Annotated in this window: 19 protein-coding genes; 6 read left to right on the top strand and 13 right to left on the bottom strand. The window is 59.0% G+C overall.

Annotated features, from left to right (window positions below):
- Positions 1-199 precede the first annotated feature (199 nt).
- The 4 genes from GA0061100_RS12175 to GA0061100_RS12160 all read right to left on the bottom strand — a co-directional run bounded on the left by GA0061100_RS12175 (position 200) and on the right by GA0061100_RS12160 (position 4529).
- The gene (locus tag GA0061100_RS12175; RefSeq protein ID WP_075852956.1) at positions 200-1540 is read right to left on the bottom strand and encodes an SAM-dependent methyltransferase; all 1341 of its coding nucleotides are present in this window, start codon (positions 1538-1540) and stop codon (positions 200-202) included.
- Between the two features lie 316 nt (positions 1541-1856).
- A complete protein-coding gene (locus GA0061100_RS12170; RefSeq protein WP_075852955.1) occupies positions 1857-2630 on the bottom strand; it encodes an SDR family NAD(P)-dependent oxidoreductase in 774 nt (257 codons plus the stop codon).
- Positions 2631-2641: 11 nt separating this feature from the next.
- Complete coding sequence (locus GA0061100_RS12165) at positions 2642-3367, bottom strand: SDR family oxidoreductase (protein ID WP_075852954.1); 726 nt, start codon at positions 3365-3367, stop codon at positions 2642-2644.
- A 184-nt stretch (positions 3368-3551) separates the two neighbouring features.
- Complete coding sequence (locus tag GA0061100_RS12160; RefSeq protein WP_075852953.1) at positions 3552-4529, bottom strand: tagatose kinase; 978 nt, start codon at positions 4527-4529, stop codon at positions 3552-3554.
- Positions 4530-4936: 407 nt separating this feature from the next.
- Here GA0061100_RS12160 and GA0061100_RS12155 point away from each other — a divergent pair, with 407 nt between their 5' ends.
- Positions 4937-5662 (top strand): SDR family oxidoreductase, encoded by a 726-nt coding sequence (locus tag GA0061100_RS12155; RefSeq protein ID WP_075852952.1) that lies wholly within the window; start codon positions 4937-4939, stop codon positions 5660-5662.
- A gap of 36 nt (positions 5663-5698) precedes the next feature.
- On the opposite strand, the gene GA0061100_RS12150 is transcribed toward GA0061100_RS12155, so the two are convergent.
- From GA0061100_RS12150 to GA0061100_RS12140, 3 genes are all read right to left on the bottom strand, one after another.
- Complete coding sequence (locus GA0061100_RS12150) at positions 5699-6595, bottom strand: glyoxalase (protein ID WP_075852951.1); 897 nt, start codon at positions 6593-6595, stop codon at positions 5699-5701.
- A gap of 128 nt (positions 6596-6723) precedes the next feature.
- Positions 6724-6963: a hypothetical protein gene (locus GA0061100_RS12145; RefSeq protein ID WP_075852950.1), complete on the bottom strand. Its 240-nt coding sequence runs from the start codon at positions 6961-6963 to the stop codon at positions 6724-6726.
- 186 nt (positions 6964-7149) lie between these two features.
- Positions 7150-7920 (bottom strand): hydratase, encoded by a 771-nt coding sequence (locus GA0061100_RS12140; protein ID WP_075852949.1) that lies wholly within the window; start codon positions 7918-7920, stop codon positions 7150-7152.
- An 896-nt stretch (positions 7921-8816) separates the two neighbouring features.
- Between GA0061100_RS12140 and GA0061100_RS12135 the strand changes: the two genes are divergently transcribed.
- The 3 genes from GA0061100_RS12135 to GA0061100_RS12125 all read left to right on the top strand — a co-directional run bounded on the left by GA0061100_RS12135 (position 8817) and on the right by GA0061100_RS12125 (position 11449).
- Positions 8817-9860 (top strand): helix-turn-helix domain-containing protein, encoded by a 1044-nt coding sequence (locus GA0061100_RS12135; protein ID WP_075853257.1) that lies wholly within the window; start codon positions 8817-8819, stop codon positions 9858-9860.
- Positions 9861-10016: 156 nt separating this feature from the next.
- Positions 10017-10838, top strand: coding sequence for a sterol desaturase family protein (locus GA0061100_RS12130; RefSeq protein ID WP_075852948.1), 822 nt, complete (start codon positions 10017-10019; stop codon positions 10836-10838).
- Positions 10839-11083: 245 nt separating this feature from the next.
- The gene (locus GA0061100_RS12125) at positions 11084-11449 is read left to right on the top strand and encodes a chemotaxis protein CheW (RefSeq protein ID WP_075852947.1); all 366 of its coding nucleotides are present in this window, start codon (positions 11084-11086) and stop codon (positions 11447-11449) included.
- 63 nt (positions 11450-11512) lie between these two features.
- On the opposite strand, the gene GA0061100_RS12120 is transcribed toward GA0061100_RS12125, so the two are convergent.
- From GA0061100_RS12120 to GA0061100_RS12100, 5 genes are read right to left on the bottom strand one after another with little or no spacing between them, the layout of a single operon-like run.
- Positions 11513-12217, bottom strand: coding sequence for an ABC transporter ATP-binding protein (locus tag GA0061100_RS12120; RefSeq protein ID WP_075852946.1), 705 nt, complete (start codon positions 12215-12217; stop codon positions 11513-11515).
- Positions 12214-13038 (bottom strand): ATP-binding cassette domain-containing protein, encoded by an 825-nt coding sequence (locus GA0061100_RS12115; protein WP_075852945.1) that lies wholly within the window; start codon positions 13036-13038, stop codon positions 12214-12216. Before GA0061100_RS12115 ends, GA0061100_RS12120 begins: the two co-directional genes overlap by 4 nt.
- On the bottom strand, positions 13031-13888 hold the full coding sequence (locus GA0061100_RS12110; RefSeq protein WP_075852944.1) for an ABC transporter permease: 858 nt from the start codon (positions 13886-13888) through the stop codon (positions 13031-13033). The genes GA0061100_RS12115 and GA0061100_RS12110 overlap by 8 nt, the downstream gene beginning before the upstream one ends.
- Entirely contained in the window at positions 13885-14934 is a 1050-nt protein-coding gene (locus GA0061100_RS12105) for an ABC transporter permease (RefSeq protein ID WP_083961339.1), read from the bottom strand. Before GA0061100_RS12105 ends, GA0061100_RS12110 begins: the two co-directional genes overlap by 4 nt.
- A gap of 33 nt (positions 14935-14967) precedes the next feature.
- Positions 14968-16554, bottom strand: a complete 1587-nt coding sequence (locus tag GA0061100_RS12100; protein ID WP_075852943.1) for an ABC transporter substrate-binding protein — start codon at positions 16552-16554, stop codon at positions 14968-14970.
- A gap of 104 nt (positions 16555-16658) precedes the next feature.
- Between GA0061100_RS12100 and GA0061100_RS34330 the strand changes: the two genes are divergently transcribed.
- Entirely contained in the window at positions 16659-17168 is a 510-nt protein-coding gene (locus tag GA0061100_RS34330) for a hypothetical protein (RefSeq protein ID WP_143525421.1), read from the top strand.
- 1103 nt (positions 17169-18271) lie between these two features.
- Entirely contained in the window at positions 18272-18670 is a 399-nt protein-coding gene (locus tag GA0061100_RS12085) for a DUF1236 domain-containing protein (protein WP_075852941.1), read from the top strand.
- A 382-nt stretch (positions 18671-19052) separates the two neighbouring features.
- Here GA0061100_RS12085 and GA0061100_RS12080 read toward each other — a convergent pair whose 3' ends face one another.
- Positions 19053-19712 carry a hypothetical protein gene (locus tag GA0061100_RS12080; protein ID WP_075853254.1) on the bottom strand — a complete coding sequence of 220 codons (660 nt, stop codon included), beginning with the start codon at positions 19710-19712 and terminating at the stop codon, positions 19053-19055.
- Between the last annotated feature and the right edge of the window lie 133 nt (positions 19713-19845).

The raw sequence follows: 19845 nt of genomic DNA, 5'->3' as shown, positions 1-19845 counted from the left end.
GGAAAGCCACAGAGATCTTGCATTTCAGCGAGCGCATCGAGCGCTCGCGGCGACACCGAGGTTCAAGCGCTCTGATTGTAGGCCGGCATCCACTCGCCCGAGGCTGCGATATATACCGGCTAGCCACCGAAGGAGTGGCCCGGCAAGACGACACACTCGATATTCGAGCCACGCCGTCATGCCAAGCCGCAAGCGGTTTCTAGAGGTTCCGCGAGGACTCTGTACCAGGCTGATTTTGCTGACGGGATTTGCGCTCGTCATGCAAGGTCAGATCTCGTCTTGCGCGCGCGCTGGCGGCTTCGATCGGTTCCACCTTCCCCTGCTCGGCAATGGCAGCTCGTGCCCGTTCGATATCGACCATGTAGTCACGTGCCAGCGGCAGGGCGGAGACGTTCTTCGTCAGCTGCAATTGCCAGTTCATGTGCCCCATGCGCCGGAAGGCGAGTTCGGAGCCGATCAGGTAGAATTCAAACATCCGACAGAACCGCTCGTCATAGAGCTTTGCCAGGGTGGCTCTGTTCTTCATAAAGCGGTTCCGCCACTGCTCGAGCGTCTTGGCATAATGCAGGCGCAGGATTTCGATGTCGGTCGCCCAGAGACCGGATTTCTCAACCACGGACAGAACTTCGGAGGCCGCCGGCGAATAGCCGCCGGGGAAGATATATTTGGCAATCCACGGATTCGTGCTGCCAGGACCATCGGCCCGGCCGATTGCGTGGATCAGCGCGACGCCGTCTTCCTTGAGCACGGAGCGGATCTTGTCGAAGAAGGTCTTGTAGTGGTTGATGCCCACATGCTCGAACATGCCGACCGAGACGACGCGGTCGACCGGACGCGTCCAGGAGCGATAATCCAGCAACTCGAACGTGACCATATGCTCCAGACCCGCATCTTTTGCGCGGGCTTTTGCGGCCAGCAATTGCTCTTCCGAAAGAGTGAGGCCGGTCACCTTCGCCCCGAACTCCTTGGCAAGATAGAGCGCCATGCCGCCCCATCCGCAGCCGATATCCAGAACCTCGAGCCCCGGACGATCGAGCATCAGCTTCGATGCGATATGCCGCTTCTTCTTGAGCTGCGCCTCCTCCAGCGTCTCGTCGCCGATGGGAAAATAGGCACAGGAATATTGCCTGTCGTCATCCAGCATCAGCGAATAGAGCCGCGCGTCGAGATCGTAATGATGCGCGACATTGCGCTTCGAGCGACCGGCAAAATTCAATTGATCAAAATTTCGACGCAGCCAGCGGACTTTTTCCATCAGCTTTTCGAAAGGATGGCTCCCTCCTTCCATCATGTTGAGGACAAGCAAGTCCGTCATTTCATAGAGATCGCCGGATGCCGGCTCGATTTCGCCGTCCATATAGGCCTCACCCAGCGCCAGAGCCGGGTTCAGGAGCAGACGGCGTTTTGCACGGGCGGTATTGATTTTCATCGTTGCCCGCGGTTCCGACCCCGTACCGAAACTGCGCGTGGAACCATCCGGAAAAATGACCGTAAGCGTTCCGATTTTGATCAAGCGAGAAAGAGCTGCTTCTAGGAACATGACAACTACCTGTTTATCGTTTCCTTGACGGGTGACCCCCTGGCCCGAGGGCAACGAAGAATCCCGCACCGGTATTGGTATCGAAAGCGTACTACTTAATCTGGTAAAATATCCAGATCATTTGCGACATCAAGGTTGAGTAAGCTCGACCCGTCTGCGCGATCATTGATCGAGCTATATATAGTCAGTCGGCTCTCGGAATTTGAGGCATCAGCCGACGGCAAAGGGTGCGCGCCGGCCGAATGCGGGCCGTAGAGCTCCCGCTCCGCCGAGCAGCTACGCGTGCAACGAAGATATCTCCCCCGGCGGAACAGGCTTACCAGCAGGTGAAGCCGGCATCCACGTTGACGATCGCACCCGTCATCAGGCTTGCGGCGCCCGATGCGAGGAAGAGAACCGCGCTGGCGACTTCCTCTGGCGTCCCCATCCGCCCCATCGGCGTATCGGCAAGCCAGACCGGAATGCGTTCACGATTGGCCTCGACCGCCATCACCATCGGCGTCTCGATATAGGTCGGGGCGACGGCATTCACCCGGACGCCATGCTCCGCCCATTCGGCTGCCATCGACCGCGTGAGATGATGAACCGCCGCTTTCGAAACGTTGTATGGCGTCTGCGGTTGCGGCCGGTTGCAGATGATTCCGGACATCGAGCCGAGATTGACGATAGCACCGCGCCTTGCCGCAACCATGTGACGGCCGAAGGCGCGCGAACACCAGAACACGCCGTTGACGTTGACATCCATCATCCGAAGCCAATCGGCGTCGGTGACGTCCTGCGAGGGAATACCGCTCTGGCCGATCCCGGCATTGTTCACCAGGATCGTCGCGGCATGGCCGCTATCGGCGAGTTCCGTGGCGATCGCTTCCATTCGTGCGGAGTCCGTGACGTCGCCGATCTTCAGATCGACGTCGTAGCCCTTGTCCCGCAAGGCGAGGGCTTCCCGTGCATCGGCCTCGCTACGCTCGATGACGATGACCGCGGCACCCGCTTCGGCCAGCGCCTCTACGCAGCAAAGGCCGATCGCGCGGCCACCGCCCGTAACCACGGCGCGCTCGCCATCAAGCTTGAATTTCTCCTGATAGCCCATGGCTTTGCTCCTCAGATATCGAAGGCGCTTGGCAGAACCACGACGTCGCGGATGGTCACGTTGCGCGGGCGCGTCAACATGAACATGATGGCATCGGCGACTTCCTTGGGCTCGATCAAGGCACCGGCTTCCTTGGCCTTGCGCAGGTTTTCTTCGGGCCAGTCGGCGAGCAAGGCGCTGATGACGGGACCTGGAGAAACAGAGCCGACACGAACACCGCTCTTCAGAAGCTGGCGCCGCATGGTCTGAACGAAGCAGGTCATCGCCCATTTTGAGGGCGAATAGACAGGTTCCCAAGAGATCGCGGAATGCCCCGCGACCGAACTCGTGACGATGATGTCGCCCGTCCCGCGCTCGATCATATGCGGCGCGACGGTTCGAACATTCTTGATGACGACATTGACGTTGAGGTTGAGCATCCTGTCTATAGCGTCGAGATTGGCCTCAATCAAGTCGCCGCCGATATAGGTGCCGGCATTGGCGTGGAGAATATCGAGGTGATCGACCTTGGCGAGAATGCCATCCAACAGTGCGGCGCATTGTTCCGGATCGAGCAGATCGACCGCAAGCGGGACGGCTCGGTCGCCTAGGCGCTCGCACACCGATGCCAACGCTCTCTCATCCCGATCGACGAGAACGACCTTCGCCCCAGCCGCAATCATGGCCTCCGTCGAGGCCAGCCCGATCCCCGATGCCGCACCGGTCACCGCGGCGATCTTCCCCTTCAATTCGTCCATCGTCTTCTCCTCCTTGGGTTGAAACAGTTGTCATTTGCCGGCAATGCAGACCGGGCAATCCTTCGCGAAGCTCGGGATAGTCTGCGACATCCACAGTTCGATCAGGTCTATCGGGCCTATGGAGCAGTCCCCAGCGAACGGCCTGCACCTCCAAGCATCGCCAGTTCGCGGGGACGGGTCCACATCAGGAACGTCTTTCCGTGGCTGCAATGAATGCGTCGAGTTGTTCTCTGGTGCCGGCTCCCTCCATCGGGCCAACAACGGTGACATTGCGCGCGCCGGCCGCGGCCGCATAGGTTAGGGCGTCTGTCGGCGACATGCCCAGACGGCGGCAGGTGAGGTAGGCGCCGCCGAAGCAATCGCCAGCACCGGTCGGATCGACCTCCCTGACGACGAAGGCCGGCGCATCGATGCTCTCGCCTTCCCTGCTGTAATAGGTCGCGCCATCCGCTCCACGCTTCAGCACGATTTCCTTGACTCCGATTTCGAACAGACGGCGGATCGCGTTGGCTTCGCCCTCGACGCCGGCCGCACGCTCGAGCTCCTCTCCTGAGGGCAGCAACAGATCGGCCTTGGCGACAAGCCGGGCAAATCGCCGTTCAGTCGCCTCGTCGAGCTTGAGTTCCTTGCGAATGTTCGGATCAACGGAAAGCGTGCCGCCGCGAGCCTTGACGATATCAACTGCCTTGTCGATCACCCCACATGCGCTTGGAACCGATAGCGCAGAGCCCATCACATGCAGGTGCCCAGCCCGGCCGATGAGATTGCTGACGTCTTCGCTCCAGCCAAAGCGAGCGGCTGCGGACGTCGCGATATTATAGACGAAGTCACGGGAACCATCCTCGCGATAGCGCACGAAGGCGCTACCCGTCGGATAATCGGGATCGACGGATATGGCCGAGATATCGACACCGTCGCCCTTGAGTCTTTCGAGATTCACACGGCCGAAATCATCCGCGCCTACGGCGCCGATCATCGCCGCGCTGCCGCCAAGCCGACCGCATTGGGAAATGAAGATCGCCGGCGCACCGCTGGCAAAGGGACCGATGAGCGACTGGGCCTCCATGAAGCCATTGCCGACCGTCGTGGCGACGATTTCCACGAGGATTTCCCCGACGCAGACCGTCGGGCCAAGCTGATCGGGCGCCAATACTGAACTCATTGCAATCCTGCTTTCGATACCTGTTGTTCTCAACCCGCGGCAGCGTGTCGTTACGCTCCATCCTCATCGCAAGACTGATTGTTTTCCAGCGAAAAGAAGTGCTGGCGAAACATATATGCTGCCTTGAACGTCCGACCAGAAGCATTCTTTTCTTCATGGCGATTTCAGCAAGTCGCAATGAATTCAAGCATGATTCCAGCGGCTTCCGCGCGCGACCCTTCGACGCGGCAACTATGGACCGCCAGCACGAACACCTTGAAATTCAGCGAGTTGCGCTGCTGGCGGATGCCTTCACCCGTGGAGAAATTCGGTTCACTTCGGATAGAATGTCGCATTTTCATGTTGACCCTCGACGCATTCGCATTTTCGATCGGGGAACAGGCAGGAGATCGAAAAGGGAAGTTCCAATGAGTTTCGAAGGCAAGAGAGTGATCGTCACCGGCGCAGGCAAGGGCATCGGGCGCGTGACGGCGGAGATGCTGATAAAACGCGGCGCGCATGTCGTGGCGCTGACCAGAAGCGCAGTGGACGTCGCTTCCTTGCGTGATGAGTTGGGCTGCGAAGCTATTCAGGTCGATCTTGCCGACGCCAATGGAACCCGGCAGGCAGCAATCGCTGCGCTTCCGGCAGATTATCTTGTCAACTGCGCAGGCACGACCGAGCTGCAGTCATTCCTCGAGACCACGGTCGAAGCCTTCGATCACCTGCATGCGGTCAACACCCGCGCCCCGATGATCGTGGCCCAGGAATTCGCACGCTCACTGATCGGCAGAGGCCTTCCCGGCGCAATCGTCAATGTCTCTTCCATTGCCGCCTTCATCGGCATACCGGACCATGCGTCCTATTGCGCATCGAAAGGAGGGCTCGACGGTCTGACGCGCGTGATGGCCAGAGAATTGGCGCCCAAGGGCATTCGCGTCAACGGCGTGCATCCAACCGTGACGCTGACGCCGATGGCCGTCAAGGCATGGAGCGACCCCGCAAAGGCAGCACCCATGCGCTATCGCATTCCGGCTGGCCGCTTTGTCGAACCGGCAGAGGTTGCGGAGGTGATCCTATTCCTGCTTTCCGACGCTGCGGCCATGGTGAACGGCATCTCCATGCCGATCGATGGCGGCTATTTGATCGCTTGAGATCGCGCCATAGACGATGCTGGAAGGCAGTAGCGCTTATTTCGCTGCTGCATGGATCTCCGCGACATAGCCGCCGGGAAATTCAACCATCGCCGCCAAGCGCCTGTCCGAAATGTAGGGGTCGGCAAGCACGGTTGCACCATTGGCTTTGGCCTTATCAAGCGTCGCGGCGAGATCCATAACCTCATAGCCGGTCGTTTCATGGCCGTATGGGAATGGCAGATGCCCGTCCGTAACAAGTACGGTCATCTTGCCGAAAATGGACTCGATACGGATCCGTCGAAACGTGTCGTTGGGACGGCCGATTTCGACACCAGAAGCCTTCTTGTCGTCAGAGACGACCTTGCCCTTCGAGAAAGCCAGGAAGGACTTGGCGAACTTGTCCGCAGTATCCGGGGACACGTAGACACGGTTCTCCGGGATGGTTTCCAAAGCCGCGTAATTCGGCTTGGTCGTATGCCAGTAGAGCTGCATGTTGACGCCGCCTGGCCATTGAATGACTGCGTCACGGCCGATCGGATCAGGGAAGACGCCGACGACGAGGGCTGCGCCTGCGGCTCGGGCCGCGGCAAGCGCCTGATCCATATCGGTGACGAGGTAACCCGTTCGCTCCGCACCGAACGGATAGGGAATCGGCGTCTTGAAGCCGAAAAGCGAGACGGTGCCGACCGGAGTTTGCAGCAGTTGCGATGTGGTGCTGCTCGGCGTCGGTGTCACCGTGGCGACCGCCTGCTTCGTGCTGGTGCCACCGAACGTCCCCAGGAAGCTGCTGGCGAAAGCATCCACCTTGTTGGCATCGATATAGACATGGGAGGTGTCGTATTGCGCGCCGACGCCGACCTGCAGTTGAGTGGCGCGAGCAAGCGCGGTGTCGGCGGGTACCAGGGCAAGAGCAGTCAGCAGTCCGATCGCGTAAGCGTAGCGAAATGACATGTATTGGGCCTCCATTCTTCTCGACGCATCCTGATCGAGATCACGCCCGACCACCAGACGGAAGTCGCCAAAGAGGCTGAGATATTCGACATGGAGCCGATGCTGGAGGGCACTTGGGAGGCTCGGCGCTAGGCTGCCGCCTCATAGACCAGATCTGGCGCAACGATCCATTCTCCCTGCCTGAGCGACAGGACGTCGAGCCTGCCCTGGCGATCCCGGGAGGCAATGCCGGCGAAACGATAACGGCTGCCATTGCTGTCGACGACGGCAGCCGAAATCGGTTTACCGTTGACATAGCCAACAACCGGACCTTCCTGCCTTGTTGCTGAGAGCAGGAAATATTCGTGAGGAATGTTGCGACTGACCATCAGCCTCGATCCCTATTCTGAGGGGTCAGGCCCACATTCGCCCCAGCAGCTTTCTGCGCGCTCGGACTTTCACGGTTCGCTTGTGCAGGAGAGGACTTTGAGTGGGGGCGTCTGTTCTTCTTGATCTCGACCACGAATGGCTTCCGCTGCGGCCGCATTATCCGTCCTTTCGACTCTTTAATCATTTTAATTGAAGACGCATTCGACCTGGCCGAGCGGCCCGAAGTCGACGGCCAGATGTTGGCCAGCACAAACCTGGAGGACTGCAGTGCAGGAGCCGGTCGCCACGATATCGCTTGGCTCGAGGCGCCGACCGTTTGCCGCAAGCGCCGCTGCAAGCCATGCTACCGCATTCAGCGGATTGCCCATTATCGCCGACGAGTTGCCGGAAAGCATGGTCTGCCGGAACAGAAAAGCCGTGACCTCGATTTCCGAGAGATCGCCAATGTCCACGTTTCCGGCATGGTCGCCGCAAAGCGTCGCGACGTGCAGGCCGAAATCCGCGATCGCAGCATTCGCACCGGCAAACGCCTGCCGCGTCCGACGGCCTATCACCCCAATTGCAGGGCGGCAGCTCATGACCGCATCGGCTACACTATCGAGGGTGATTTGCTCGCCTTCGTCCGGAAATGGCCTCAGCATCGTGAAAACGAGCTCGCATTGTATTCCGATGGTTCCCGGCGGCAGGCGGAAAATTTGCGCCCTCTTTTGCAGCGCGGCGGACGGGATTTCGGAATAGATCGGCCCCTTGAGACCGAGCGCGCGACGCGACAGATCGCTCGTGCCGACAATCGCATAGCCCTTGCGCTCGAAGCCGAGTGCATCCTGTGCCGCGGTCTGGATGTCATAGGCCTCATGTTCAGAGGCAATCAGATCGAGCGGGAGATCACAAAGCTCTTCATGACGGCGAGACTTCGCCAGAAGATCCGCTGTGGTATCCTTCAATTCGAAATACATCCTCGCGCTCCAATTTTGACAACTGGCTGTCACGCAAAGATGACCCGACATGCATAGCCGTTCCATTCGGCGCAATGCACGAAGAAATTAAAATCTCATAGTGATCGCTTTTCTCGTTGAATGGTAGAAGGACAGGGTCGTGCCGCAACCGCTTTGGCTGAGACCTGCCGGACGACGAAGCTATCCCCGGAGAGGAATCCCGTACCGGCCACGGGACTGCCGCAAGCACGCGAATGCCATGGAATCGAGCAGCATAATGGGTTCGCCGCCCGAGAGTATCGAGCTGCAGTCGCCATGGCTTCAATGCCGACACAGCCGCATTGAATAGCTGATCAGTCGCCGCGTTTCAGACCATCCTGCTGGCTATGACACCAGGGTCCGCTCCGGATTTCTTGCGCGCAGCCTGAAGGCAATCCATTTGCGCTTGCCTCAACCGGACATGCGCAGGCGGCTTCTGCCGGATCGCGCTCCGGGGACCAGCCTATGCCGGCCAGTGCCCCGAATACACGATTGAGCCTGACGCTAGAGAGAATCGGCCCTCCTGTCTGCGTCCATTTTTGAACGCATCTAAGTTGCCTTGCCCCTCTGCTCGGTGCGCCCGAGAAAGGAGGTCATGGGGATTTGGAGCGAATAGGAGAAGAGGATGGAAATGCTCCCGCGAAGCGGCGGCGGGATATCCGATCAACGTCGTCAGTCCAGGCGTATTGCCCAACGCAGCAAGGTCTTAGCTCGTACTGACGAGATTGAACGGATCTGCGAAAATTGATGGAGCCGGTTCCGACCGGTGTCCCTCCCCAGCATTTTGACGACCTAAAACATGATTGAGGTCGCGGAGCGAGACGTCTTTCGGCATGATCGGCGACACATATCTCCGCCAATCCCTTATGATCCGATCAATGCTCTTCATTCCATTTCCGTTCGTCATTGCCATTTTGCTCATCGTTCTCCTTGCGGTCGTCAGAACCCGCGACGATGAGGCCCCACCCAATTTGCCGTTCCAGGCGCTGATCCTTCTCGGTGCATTTCAGTCCACGCTTTCCGGGTTGCGATGGGGCTATGCAGTTCAGCCTGTCATGTACGTCATGCCGGTCGCGGCTGCGATGGTACCTCCGCTTGCCTATCTCGGCGTCTCCCGGCTAGCCCGCAAGAGTTCCCTTTCGCCAATTCAGCAGATCTGCCTGCATGGGCTGCCGGCCGGACTTATTGTCGTGCTGATCGCGTTGTGGCGCGACGCGATCGATATCGCCATCGTCCTTACCGATGTCGGCTATGCCGCGGCAATCCTGCTTCTCATGCGGTCAGGCACCGACGCGCTTCGTCTCGCGCCGTTCGAAAACGCCGGCCCCACCTATAGGGCCATTCTCTTTGCCGCTAGCGCTCTTCTCTTGTCGGCGGCAGTGGATATCTTCATCTGGCTGGACCTTGCCTGGGCCGGCGGCGAATATGCCTTGAAGGTTATTACTTTCGGAAATCTCGCAGCGCTCGCCGTCCTCGCCGCCGCCGCCGCCGCCGCCAGCCGCAGCCACGCGCCCGTCGATCGCGTGGAGGCTGTCCGGCCACCGGAAATCCTTCAGGACAGCCAGACGCTCGCTGCCGTGCAGGCGTTGATGAAAGACAGGCACGCCTATCGTGATGTCGATCTCAATCTCGACCGGCTGGCGCGCAAGCTCGCGATTCCGGCTCGACAGATTTCCGCAGCCATCAACCGCGCGACCGGCAAGAATGTCTCGCAATATGTCAACGAGTACCGGATCGCGGAGGCCTGCACGCTGCTGGCCGAAACCGACGACCCGGTGACGGAAATCATGTTCGAAGTCGGCTTTCAGACCAAATCGAACTTCAATCGTGAATTCCGGCGCGTCACTGATACGACGCCGCTCGAATGGCGCGACAGGTCGCGCAGGCCCTCCAAGTCCACACCAGTACAAAAGGCTGACTGAGTCGCGATCGAGCATGATCCGGAACGTGTTTCAGGTCTCTCCGATCCGGCCGGCATGCCTTTAACCAACTTTTAATCATCAAGTTGAAGCGACAATCATCCTCGGCTAAAGCAGGGAGATCGCCCCCTCCGTCGTTCCGTGGATAGCAAATTGACAATGGAAAATTTGCTTCAATTGCTTGATTTCGTGGAGGAGTATACCGATCGCATTCTTCCGGTCGCATTCCTGTTGCTCACCGCGGAAATCATCTTTCCGAAGTCTCGCTATACCTATGTATCGAAACTTCGTGGTGCCATCTTCTGCATGACGAACATCCTCATAACCAAAGCAAGCCTGACGCTCTTCTACTGGCTTTGGGCAGGCATCGGTATAAAGCCGCTGTTTGCGATAGACCTGACGTTCCTCTCGAAGTTTTCGGATGCATGGCCGCTGCATCTGTTGGGTGCCATAGCCGCTTCCTTTCTCGTTCTACAGGTCAGCGAGTTCTTCTACTACTGGTTCCACAGGCTGCAGCATAGCAATAGCTTCTTCTGGCGCTTCCATGCCGAGCATCATTCGCTCGAGGAGATGAGCGCCTTCAACAGCAACCACCATTTCAGCGAAGAGATCTTCAGAATTCCGTTCCTGATCATTCCCGTCTCGCTGCTCTTCGATTTCAAGCAGGACTATGTTCCCTGGATCTGGGTGTTCTTCGTTCGCTGGCAAGGTTATTTCGAGCATAGCTCGACACGCCTGAACTTGGGTTGGGTCCGTTACGTCTTTCCTGACAACCGCTTTCACCGCATTCACCATTCGGTCGAACGACAACATTTCAACAAGAATTTCGGCAGCGGTTCGGCGATTTGGGACATTCTGTTCGGGACCGCCTATTATCCGAAGGCCAAAGAGTGGCCCGATGTTGGCCTACCCAATATCCGGGAGCCGCAGAACTTCACCGAGTTCCTCGTTCGGCCCTTTCGACGCGGCAGGCATAGCTAGAACGCCGATCGTTTCAACTCCCAGATTTTCATCAGGTTTTCAGCTCCTAGCCGACCTAAAAAGGCCTTCGTTAGAATTTTAGGCAAACCTAAAAGAGGTCATCAAGACCACGCCTCTACCATGGGCGTGTCTGGCCGAACAAAGTTCGGCGGCACCATGACGGTGCCAAGGCATCCTCAAGCCGGGTTTTGCCTCAGACGGCTGCACTTTTGGATAGGGGAGTCCCTGAAGGGACAAAGTGCTCAATGCCTCTTTCAGCATTTCTTCGTCGCCGCGCAGCGATCGCGGTCCGCGTGCACGACACCTTGTGCACGTTCATTGACGGGACGATTGTCGCTCGGGCGGATAATTGGCGCCCACTCTGCAATAGCGACGATACGCGCCGAGCGCTCGGTCACACCTCATATCGTGGCGAATTGGTGCCGGTTTATGATCTGGCGACGAAGATGGGCAACAAGCCCTCAAAGAGCTGTGAAATCGCCATCATCAAGATGGCTGGCGGCTACGTGGCGTTTCTGATCGACGAATTCATCGGCAGCACGTCGGCGGCGAGCGAAACCATCCGCCTTTCGCAACTCGACATTTTCGGCCGCGACCGCGTAGCCGTGTAGCATCGCCTTCGCGATGCCAAAGAAGGCAGCCTCCTTCAGCGGACCATCGCCTCGAACCCGAACCTAGCTGGCCTTGGATAGGCCGGCGCGATCCATGATCTCAGTGATAACACCGCCCCCCATGACGGCGGCGCGGTCGCACATATGGCCAACCACGCCCGGATCGTGGCTGACGAGCATGAAGGTCATCCCATGTGCCGCCTTCAGATCGTTGAGAAGATTGAGGATTCCCGCCTGCACCGAGACGTCGAGAGCCGACGTCGGCTCGTCGAGCAACAATAGCTTCGGGCGCAGCAACAGCGCCCGCGCAATCGCCACGCGTTGTCGCTGGCCGCCAGACAGTTGATGCGGATAACGTCGGCTGGTTACCGCCGGCAAGCCGACCTGATCCAGAGCCGTGCGTACCTGTGTCTCGACGTCCTTGGCGCCCCGCAAGGACAAGGGCTCGCCGAGAATGCGCGCAATCGTGTGACGCGGATGCAGCGACGAATAAGGATCCTGGAACACCATCTGAATGTTGTCTCGCAACGAGCCGGAAATCTTTCTCCCCGACTTGAGCGGCTCATCGAAAACGGAAATCGATCCCTGCCAATGGATATTCAGCCCGGCGATGGCGCGCAGGACCGTCGTTTTGCCGCAGCCGGACGGGCCGATGAGACCGAAGGTCTCGCCGCTTGCGACTTCAAAGCCGACGCCGCGCACGGCGGTGAACGCCTTGCTGGCACCGGAAAAGGTGATGGATAGATCGGAGACGGACAGAGCGTTCATGCACCCGCTCCATAAACTGGCAGACGCGTGCCGTAGGTTTCGGCCGATGGTCGGGCCGCCCATAGCGCACGCGTATAGGCGGATCGGGCGCTGGCGAGATTGCCTGAGGCTAACTCCTCCTCGATCCGGCCGCCGCGCATGACGATTGCCCGATCGGCAAATTGCGAGATCTGCTGCAGATCGTGGCTGATGAGCAGCAGCCCCATGCCGAACCCCTCGGTCAGGGAGCGCAGCAGCGTCAGGATCTGGCCCTGCAGCTCACGATCGAGCGCGGAGGTCGGCTCGTCGGCGATCAAGAGCTTCGGTCGGTTGATCAGCATCGCCGCGATCATCACGCGCTGGCCCATGCCGCCCGACAATGCCGCCGGATAGCTCGCATAAACCCGTTTCGGATCGGGAAGACCGACCGTGTGAAGCATGTCGAGCGCCCGTTCGCGCCGCTCCGCCGCCGAAAGGCGCGTGTGCAAGAGCAACGTCTCCTCGACCTGCCGCCCCACCTTATGGGCGGGATTGAGCGAATATTTCGGATCCTGAAGGACGAGGCCGATACCGTTGCCGCGAAGCGCATTCCAGCCTGACGGCGGCAGGGAAAGAAGATCCTGCCCTTCGAACGAGAGGCGCGTCGCCCGCACCTGCGCCTGGCGCGGCAACAAACCCATGATCGCCCGCCCCGTCATCGACTTGCCTGAACCGGATTCGCCCACGAGCGCGACGATTTCGCGATCCACCGCAAAGCTGATGCCGTCGACGACGGGCAGCGGGCCAGCTTCGGAGGGAAAGGAGACCGAAAGGTCCTGAGCGGATAGCAGCGGCTCAGCCATGACGCGGATCCAGTATGTCGCGTAAGCCGTCGGCCAGAAGGTTGAAGGCGAGCGAGGTGACAAGAATGGCAAAGCCGGGCACGGCCGCCACCCACCATTGATCGAAAATGACCTGCGTGCCTTCCGAAACCATCGCGCCCCATTCCGCAGTCGGCGGACGAACGCCGAGACCCAGGAAGCCCAATCCCGCCGCAGCGAGAATGATGCCGGAGAGATCAAGCGCCAGACGAATGATCGCCGAGGGCAGGACTAGGGGCAACACATGGCCGTAAAGCAGCCTGATACCCCGGATGCCGACCATTTCGGCGGCGGCAAGATAGTCGCTGCGGCGCAACGCCGCCGTTTCCACACGCGCTTGGCGGGCATAGGCGGGCCAGCTCGTCAGCGATAGCGCCAGCGCGCCGTTGACCAGACCCGGCCCCATGATCGCGACAAAGGCGAAAGCAAGCAGCAGGCGCGGAAAGGACATGACGACATCGGTGACGCGCATCAGGATGCGCTCCGTGATACCGCCGAAGAAGCCGGCAAGGATGCCGACGACAATGCCGAGCGGCGCCATGAGAAGCACGACGAACAGCAGGAGCAGCAAGGTCGGCCGCGCGCCATAGACCATGCGCGACAGGAGATCGCGCCCGAACCCGTCCGTGCCGAGCCAGTGGGCCGCACTCGGCGGCATCAGCCGGTTGGCGGTCTCCTGCAGATTGGGATCGTATGGCGCAATCAGCGGCGCAAGGAGCGCCACGGCCAGAATGAATAGGACGATAATGCTGCCGGCAGCCGTCGACGGCGAACGCAGTAGGCGCTTGAGGAAAGATGGTCCGTCGAGCGGACGCTGTATGATCGCACTCACCGCTTCTTCCCCGCTTCAAGCCGCGCAACGCCGAGATCGGTCAAGGCGTTCAGGAGCACGAAGGATGCGCCGACCACAAGTGTCGCCCCGAGGATCGCCGGCATGTCGCCGGCAAACATCGCCGTCGTCAGGTAGCGGCCGATGCCGGGCCAGGCAAAGACAGTTTCGGTCAGCACCGCGCCTTCCAGAAGGCTGGCATAGGAAAGGGCAATCACGATCAGAAGCGTCCCTGAGATGTTCGGCATGACATGCCTGAAGACGATACGGGAAAGGCTTGCGCCCTTGGCGCGCGCGGTCGTCACATATTCCTGGCCGAGTTCGGTCAGGATCGACGCGCGCGTCAGCCGCGAAATCGCGGCAAGTGCATGAAAGGCAAGCACGGTTGCCGGCAGCGCCAGATGCGCCAGCGCATCCCGGAAAGCGCCCTGCTTGCCGGAAAGCCACGTATCGATCAAAGCAAACCCGGTGACGGATTTGACCGTATATTGAAAGACGACATCCGCGCGTCCCGGCCCCGGCGCCCAGTGCAGCCGCGCATAGAAGAAAAGCAGCATCAGCAGGCCAAGCCAGAAGATCGGCACCGAATAGCCGAAAAGCGAGATTATCCGCGCCGCGCCGTCGAGCCATGTTCCCTGCCGCATGGCGGCGGTGATGCCGAGCACGAGGCCGATCACCGAACCCATGACGATCGCCGCGGTCGCGAGCTCGATCGTCGCCGGAAATGTCCGCGCGATATCCTTGGCGACCGGCTGGCCGGTGGAGGCCGACTGACCGAAATTCCCCGAGGCGGCCGTCTCGATATAGCGAAGGAACTGAACCGGCAGCGGCTGATCGAGCCCGAGTTCGGTGCGCGCCTGCTCATAACTCGACTGGCTGGCGTGATCACCGACCATCTGTAAGGCGGGATCGATCGGTGACAGGCGCGTCAAGGCAAAAGTCACCAGCGCCAGCCCGAAGAGCGTCAGCGCAAAAGACCATCCCCACGAAAGAAAGGGCCGCACGAAAGACAACTCCCGCCAGGCTTTCATCTGGCGGGAGTTGGTCATGTCAGCATCGGATTGGTTTGCCGCTTGCGGCACTTACTTCTCCACCTTGTCATAGTAGACCTGGTCTGCATTCAGGCCCTGAGCATAGTTCTTCACCTTGTCGCTTAGCACGACCTGATCGTTGCCCTGAAGCATAAAGATGAAGGGGGAGCTTGCCTGGATCTTCTTCTGCAGATCCTGATAGAGCGCCACGCGCTTGGCCGCATCCTGCTCCTTGACGGCGGACAGCGTCTCGTCCGTCAGCTCGGGGATCACCCAGTCGGCATATTTTGCAGCCGTGTTGGAGGAATTGTCCTTGTTGATGGCAAAGGCACTAGCGTTGGAATGCGGGTCGAAATAATCCGGGATCCAGTAGCGCAGCGTCATCTCGAACTTGCCGGAACGGCCGCGGGCATAGATGTCGCTTGCAACACCTGGCTGGATGTCCAGCGTGATGCCGGCCTGCGCGAAGGTCGACTGCAGCGACTGGGCGATCGACAGGAACGGCTGGTCGTTGAACACGATGAATTCGACCTTGAACGGCGTCTTGATGCCGGCATCGGCCAGGATCTTCTTTGCCTTCTCGACATCGAGCTTGAAGGGCGTATCCGTCAGTGCGCCGGGGAAGCCGACAGGCAGGAAGGCCTGATGCACCGTGCTCTGGCCGCGAAGCAGGTTCTTGGCGATGCCGTCATAATCGACGAGGTAGCGGGCGGCTTCCCATAAGGCCGGATTGCCGAGGGTCGGATTGGCCTTGGTGTTGAGGAGGATATAGTCGGTGCGCGCAGAGGGTACTGCGAGAACCTTGAGGCCGCTCTTGGTCTTCAGCGCTTCGATCTGGTCGGCCGAGAGGCCGCGCGCGATATCGGCATCGCCCTGTTCGACAAGCAGGCGGCGGGCGCCGACATCGGGAACATTTCGGATGATGACGCTATCGAGCTTCGGCTTGTCGGCGGAATTGGCGTTGCCCTGCAACACCAGCGCCTCATGCGGCGTATAGGTCGCGATCGTGTAGGCACCGCTGCCGGCCGAGTTCGTCTTCAGCCAGGCATTGCCGAAATCGCCGTCCTTTGCCTGCGGCTCGACGGTCTTTTCGTCAACGATCGAGGCGATCGGCGCGGTCAGCAACGAAAGCGCAAAGCCCGAACCGACATCGGCAGACCAGCTAAGCTTTACATGCTTGTCGTCCACCCTGATGATGCCGGCATCAACGTTGTCAGCTTTCCAACCGAGCTCATTGAGAATGAAAGCCGGCGATTTGTTCAGCTTGACGGCACGTGTCAGCGAGAAGATCACGTCTTCGGGACGGACCGGATTGCCGGAGGAAAACTTGCTGTCAGCGAGCTCGAACGTCAGGCTGCGGCCATCGCTGCCGGCTGTCCAAGACGCAGCGAGCGCCGGTTCGATCTTCGTGCCGTCTTGCCGGTTCGATTGAACGAGACGCTGGTAGAGATTGTTGAAGGACTGGACCGTCGTCAGCTCGAAGCCTTCGGCCGGATCGAAGCTGACGGCATCATCGATCGACTGCGCGACCACGAGCACGTTCGGCGGCGTTTCAGCCTGGGCGGCCGAAGTGCCCAACAGGAGTGCCAGACTGAAGGCCGTGCCGAGCAACCGCGCACGAGAAGCAATAATTGACATTGGGTGAACTCCCTTAAATGCTTTTGTCATATAGCGTTCTATTTATTCGCCGTGCCCCGCCGGGGTCCAACTACAGGCAAGCATTTAACAATCTCCTCCGAAGCATGCAGGCAAAAACGATCCAGCTTTTTGCGATTTTTGCAAAAAGTTTTCCCCGAGATCTTTCGGCATCCAGAGCGATATCAATCAATTCGCTTAAAGGCGCCCGCCGCCAGCTATCTGGCATCTTCTGCTTCAGCCCGCACCTAGAATATCTCCGGCAAAATCTCCATTTTCTAACGTCCATCCAACCGGTTCGTTCGGATTCCATTCATGTGAAATGGATAGACTTGCAACACACAGCTCAGCGATCCGCACGAAAGGCCGACACCCACGATAGATCAGCCTTTCATTCGTCAGGCGCGGCTCTGACGAAGGAGATAATGATGGAACATGATGAAGATTCGAAATTTGAACGGCAGCGCTATGCCAGAAAGGCGCTTCTGACCATCTTTGTTTGCACCGCCCTGGCGGCCCTGGGAGCATGGCTTATCCAGCCCGAAGCCGCCTCGGCCAAACTGCATGGGCCTTCCACGCAGCCAACGGCGTCCACTCCTTCGCTCCAGACAATTTAACGCAGAATTGGCAAGCGCCGATCTGGCGGTCGCTTATTCCTCTTCAATCCCGCGCCGAGTGCATCGGGAAATGCGGCCGAGAATGTGCTTCCACAAGCCTTGGAAGACGTCATCCTTCCACTGATTGCCTGTTCGTTGCCTTCTTCCGGGATCCGGAGCTTTCTGACGATCGCCAGCCCTCTCGATTCCTCGATATGGCAAGGTCGATCGGTGCTCGAAAGTCAGCTCTTCACAGCTACCACCCGTCTCACCTTATTGTACGCCATGACCAGCCAAGCTTCGATTCTGGAACTTCATTTCAGAATGAAACACAATTGAAGCATCACAGCCCTCATATGACATCAACATCAACCAATCTCGGAAATATTTTCTCCATAACTCGCCGAAATTGGCAAACCCGGCAATCGCCAGCGGCTTCGTTACCAGATATTGTCGATCAAGGTACTAGACAATCGGGATTCGACGGACATACACTTGGTAGATGAACGCGCGCCAGAGCAAGAAAGCGATCACAGTCTTGATCTCAACCGGAACGGCCACGTCGATGCTGACGGCTTTCTCTTGGATATGGAGCTGATGAATGCTGTATGATCCAAACATGTCCCGATCGCGCTGGCCGCTGCCGTTTCGTCGGCAATCATGGGAGACATTGATTGGCCTGGTCTCTGTAATCCTGCTGGTCGGGATCATATGTGCAAACCTGCCTAGCACATGGACCACGGAGCGAAACGTATCTGTGGCTTCTTCGAACCGCGCCGGACATTGACGGATTGAAATCGCTTCGCTGCTGATGCGAAGCGATCGGAAATCCTTGTCGGATCGACCTCTTGTGTGCGCCTACATCGGCTAGCCGAATTCGACAGTTGCGAACGCGAGAGCTGCATTAAGGCCTGTGTTCCATCGCCGGAATCGGTCCTCTGCGCGACGAATTCCCCATATTCCCGATGAAGGCCATTCGCGTGAGGCTTTGGTCCAAAGCATCGTGAGACCCACGCCCCAACTCACTCGACTGACGCCCAAGAAGAGGAACAGACTGGGACGAAGCTCTGTTTTACCGACAGATCCGTCAATGACGGACGAATAGAAGGTGAAAGGAGATTCTGATGAAAACGAAAATACTTAGCGTTGCGGCACTCGCGCTTGGCCTGACCGCCGGATGTGCCTTTGCCCAATCGTCGACCGTCACCGGCGCCGCAGGTGGTGCTGTTACCGGAGCCGTTGTCGGTGGCCCGATCGGGGCTGCCGTGGGCGGCGTGGCTGGCGCCATCGTCGGCACCGCCATCGATCCGCCGCCCCAGAAGGTTGTCACCTATGTCCGCGAACAGCCCCTGCCTGAAGAAGGAACGGTTGTCCGCGAGCGAGTGATCGTCGGCCGGTCGCTGCCGGATACGATCGTTGTACGAGCCGTTCCGGAAAATCCGCGATATGCCTATGCGATCGTCAACCACGAACGCGTGATTGTCGAGCCTTCCTCGCGCAAGGTTATCCAGATTCTTAACTAACCATTGTGGGGAGCGGGAAGCCGCTCTCCATCCCCTCCCGTACTCGGCAGGGCTGCATCCATTCCGATCGAAACGAGAAGGCGTCCGATCTGCGACTTCCCTTAAAATCCGGTGCTTCCTCGCAATGGCCTCCAGCTATCGCACTGCATTTTATACGTGGTCGCCTGCGTCACCAAGCAAATTGCCTATCGCCGGATCGAGCAGCGTCTGGGGCGGAAGGCCCGACCCGGCGATAGAGCCGGTGGGCGGACCGGCTAGGGATTGGCGTGCTTTGACGCCAAACTCGTAAAGTCAAACTCGCGAACGATGACTGCGCAAACCGTGCCGTCACAGGCGCCGCACGATCGGCATGTTCATCGCAAGCGCTGCTAATGCAGGGCCTTCAATTGGCAGTCGCCGTATTGCTCTCGGACGGCGCCGCAGTTTCAGATTTATCTTCCAGTGCGTCACGGACTTCGGCGATTTTTCCGCTATTTGTTCCGACGCCGAGAATGCTCTTTGCTTCCGCAAGCGTCTGGTTCGTCACCGGCTTGTTCGACAGCTGCTCCAGCGCTGAACGCAAGGCATTGTCGCTGAGGGCCGGATCCGTCGGCACAGCCGTCGTTCCATATTGCATTTCGAATTCCGCATATGCCTTCACATAGGCGGAAAGCGCCGCCATCTTAGGATCTTTCGAGTTCAAATAGGCATGATAGTCTCGCTTGAGCGAGCTAAGACGACCTTCACCGGGCTTTGAGACGTGCGTCTTCGAACTTGCACTATGGCCTTTGGAGTGTTTGTCCGCATGATGCCCCAGCAATGACGATGAAGCCCCCTGTGCTGTCGTCGTATTCGTCGAAGTGCTGCTTGCATCGTCGCTGCCGGACTTTTCATGACCGGAGTTTCCTTCGCCATGGCCGCCGCCATTGCCATTGCCATTGCCGCCACCGTTTCCGCCCTTGGCGAACGCCGTATGCATGAAACCGACACTAGCTCCTCCCAGGGGAGCAAGGGCGAGCACCAGGCCGAGGCCTGTTGCACCAATAATGGAATGGATTTTCATGCGCAGTTCCTTCATAAAATGTCCACTGCCTGCGGCAGCGGCGACATCCGGCAAATCAATGCGCACTAGAATATTGCCGAAATCCCAGGTTTCTATATGGGTCCGACCTATGCCTTGAGCATTAGGACCATAG

Origin of the sequence: Martinezella hainanensis (assembly GCF_900094555.1) — a bacterium.
Classification (GTDB): domain Bacteria; phylum Pseudomonadota; class Alphaproteobacteria; order Rhizobiales; family Rhizobiaceae; genus Rhizobium; species Rhizobium hainanense.
The sequence above is the reverse complement of the archived record's forward strand: the minus strand, read 5'-3'. Positions and strand labels throughout refer to the sequence as shown.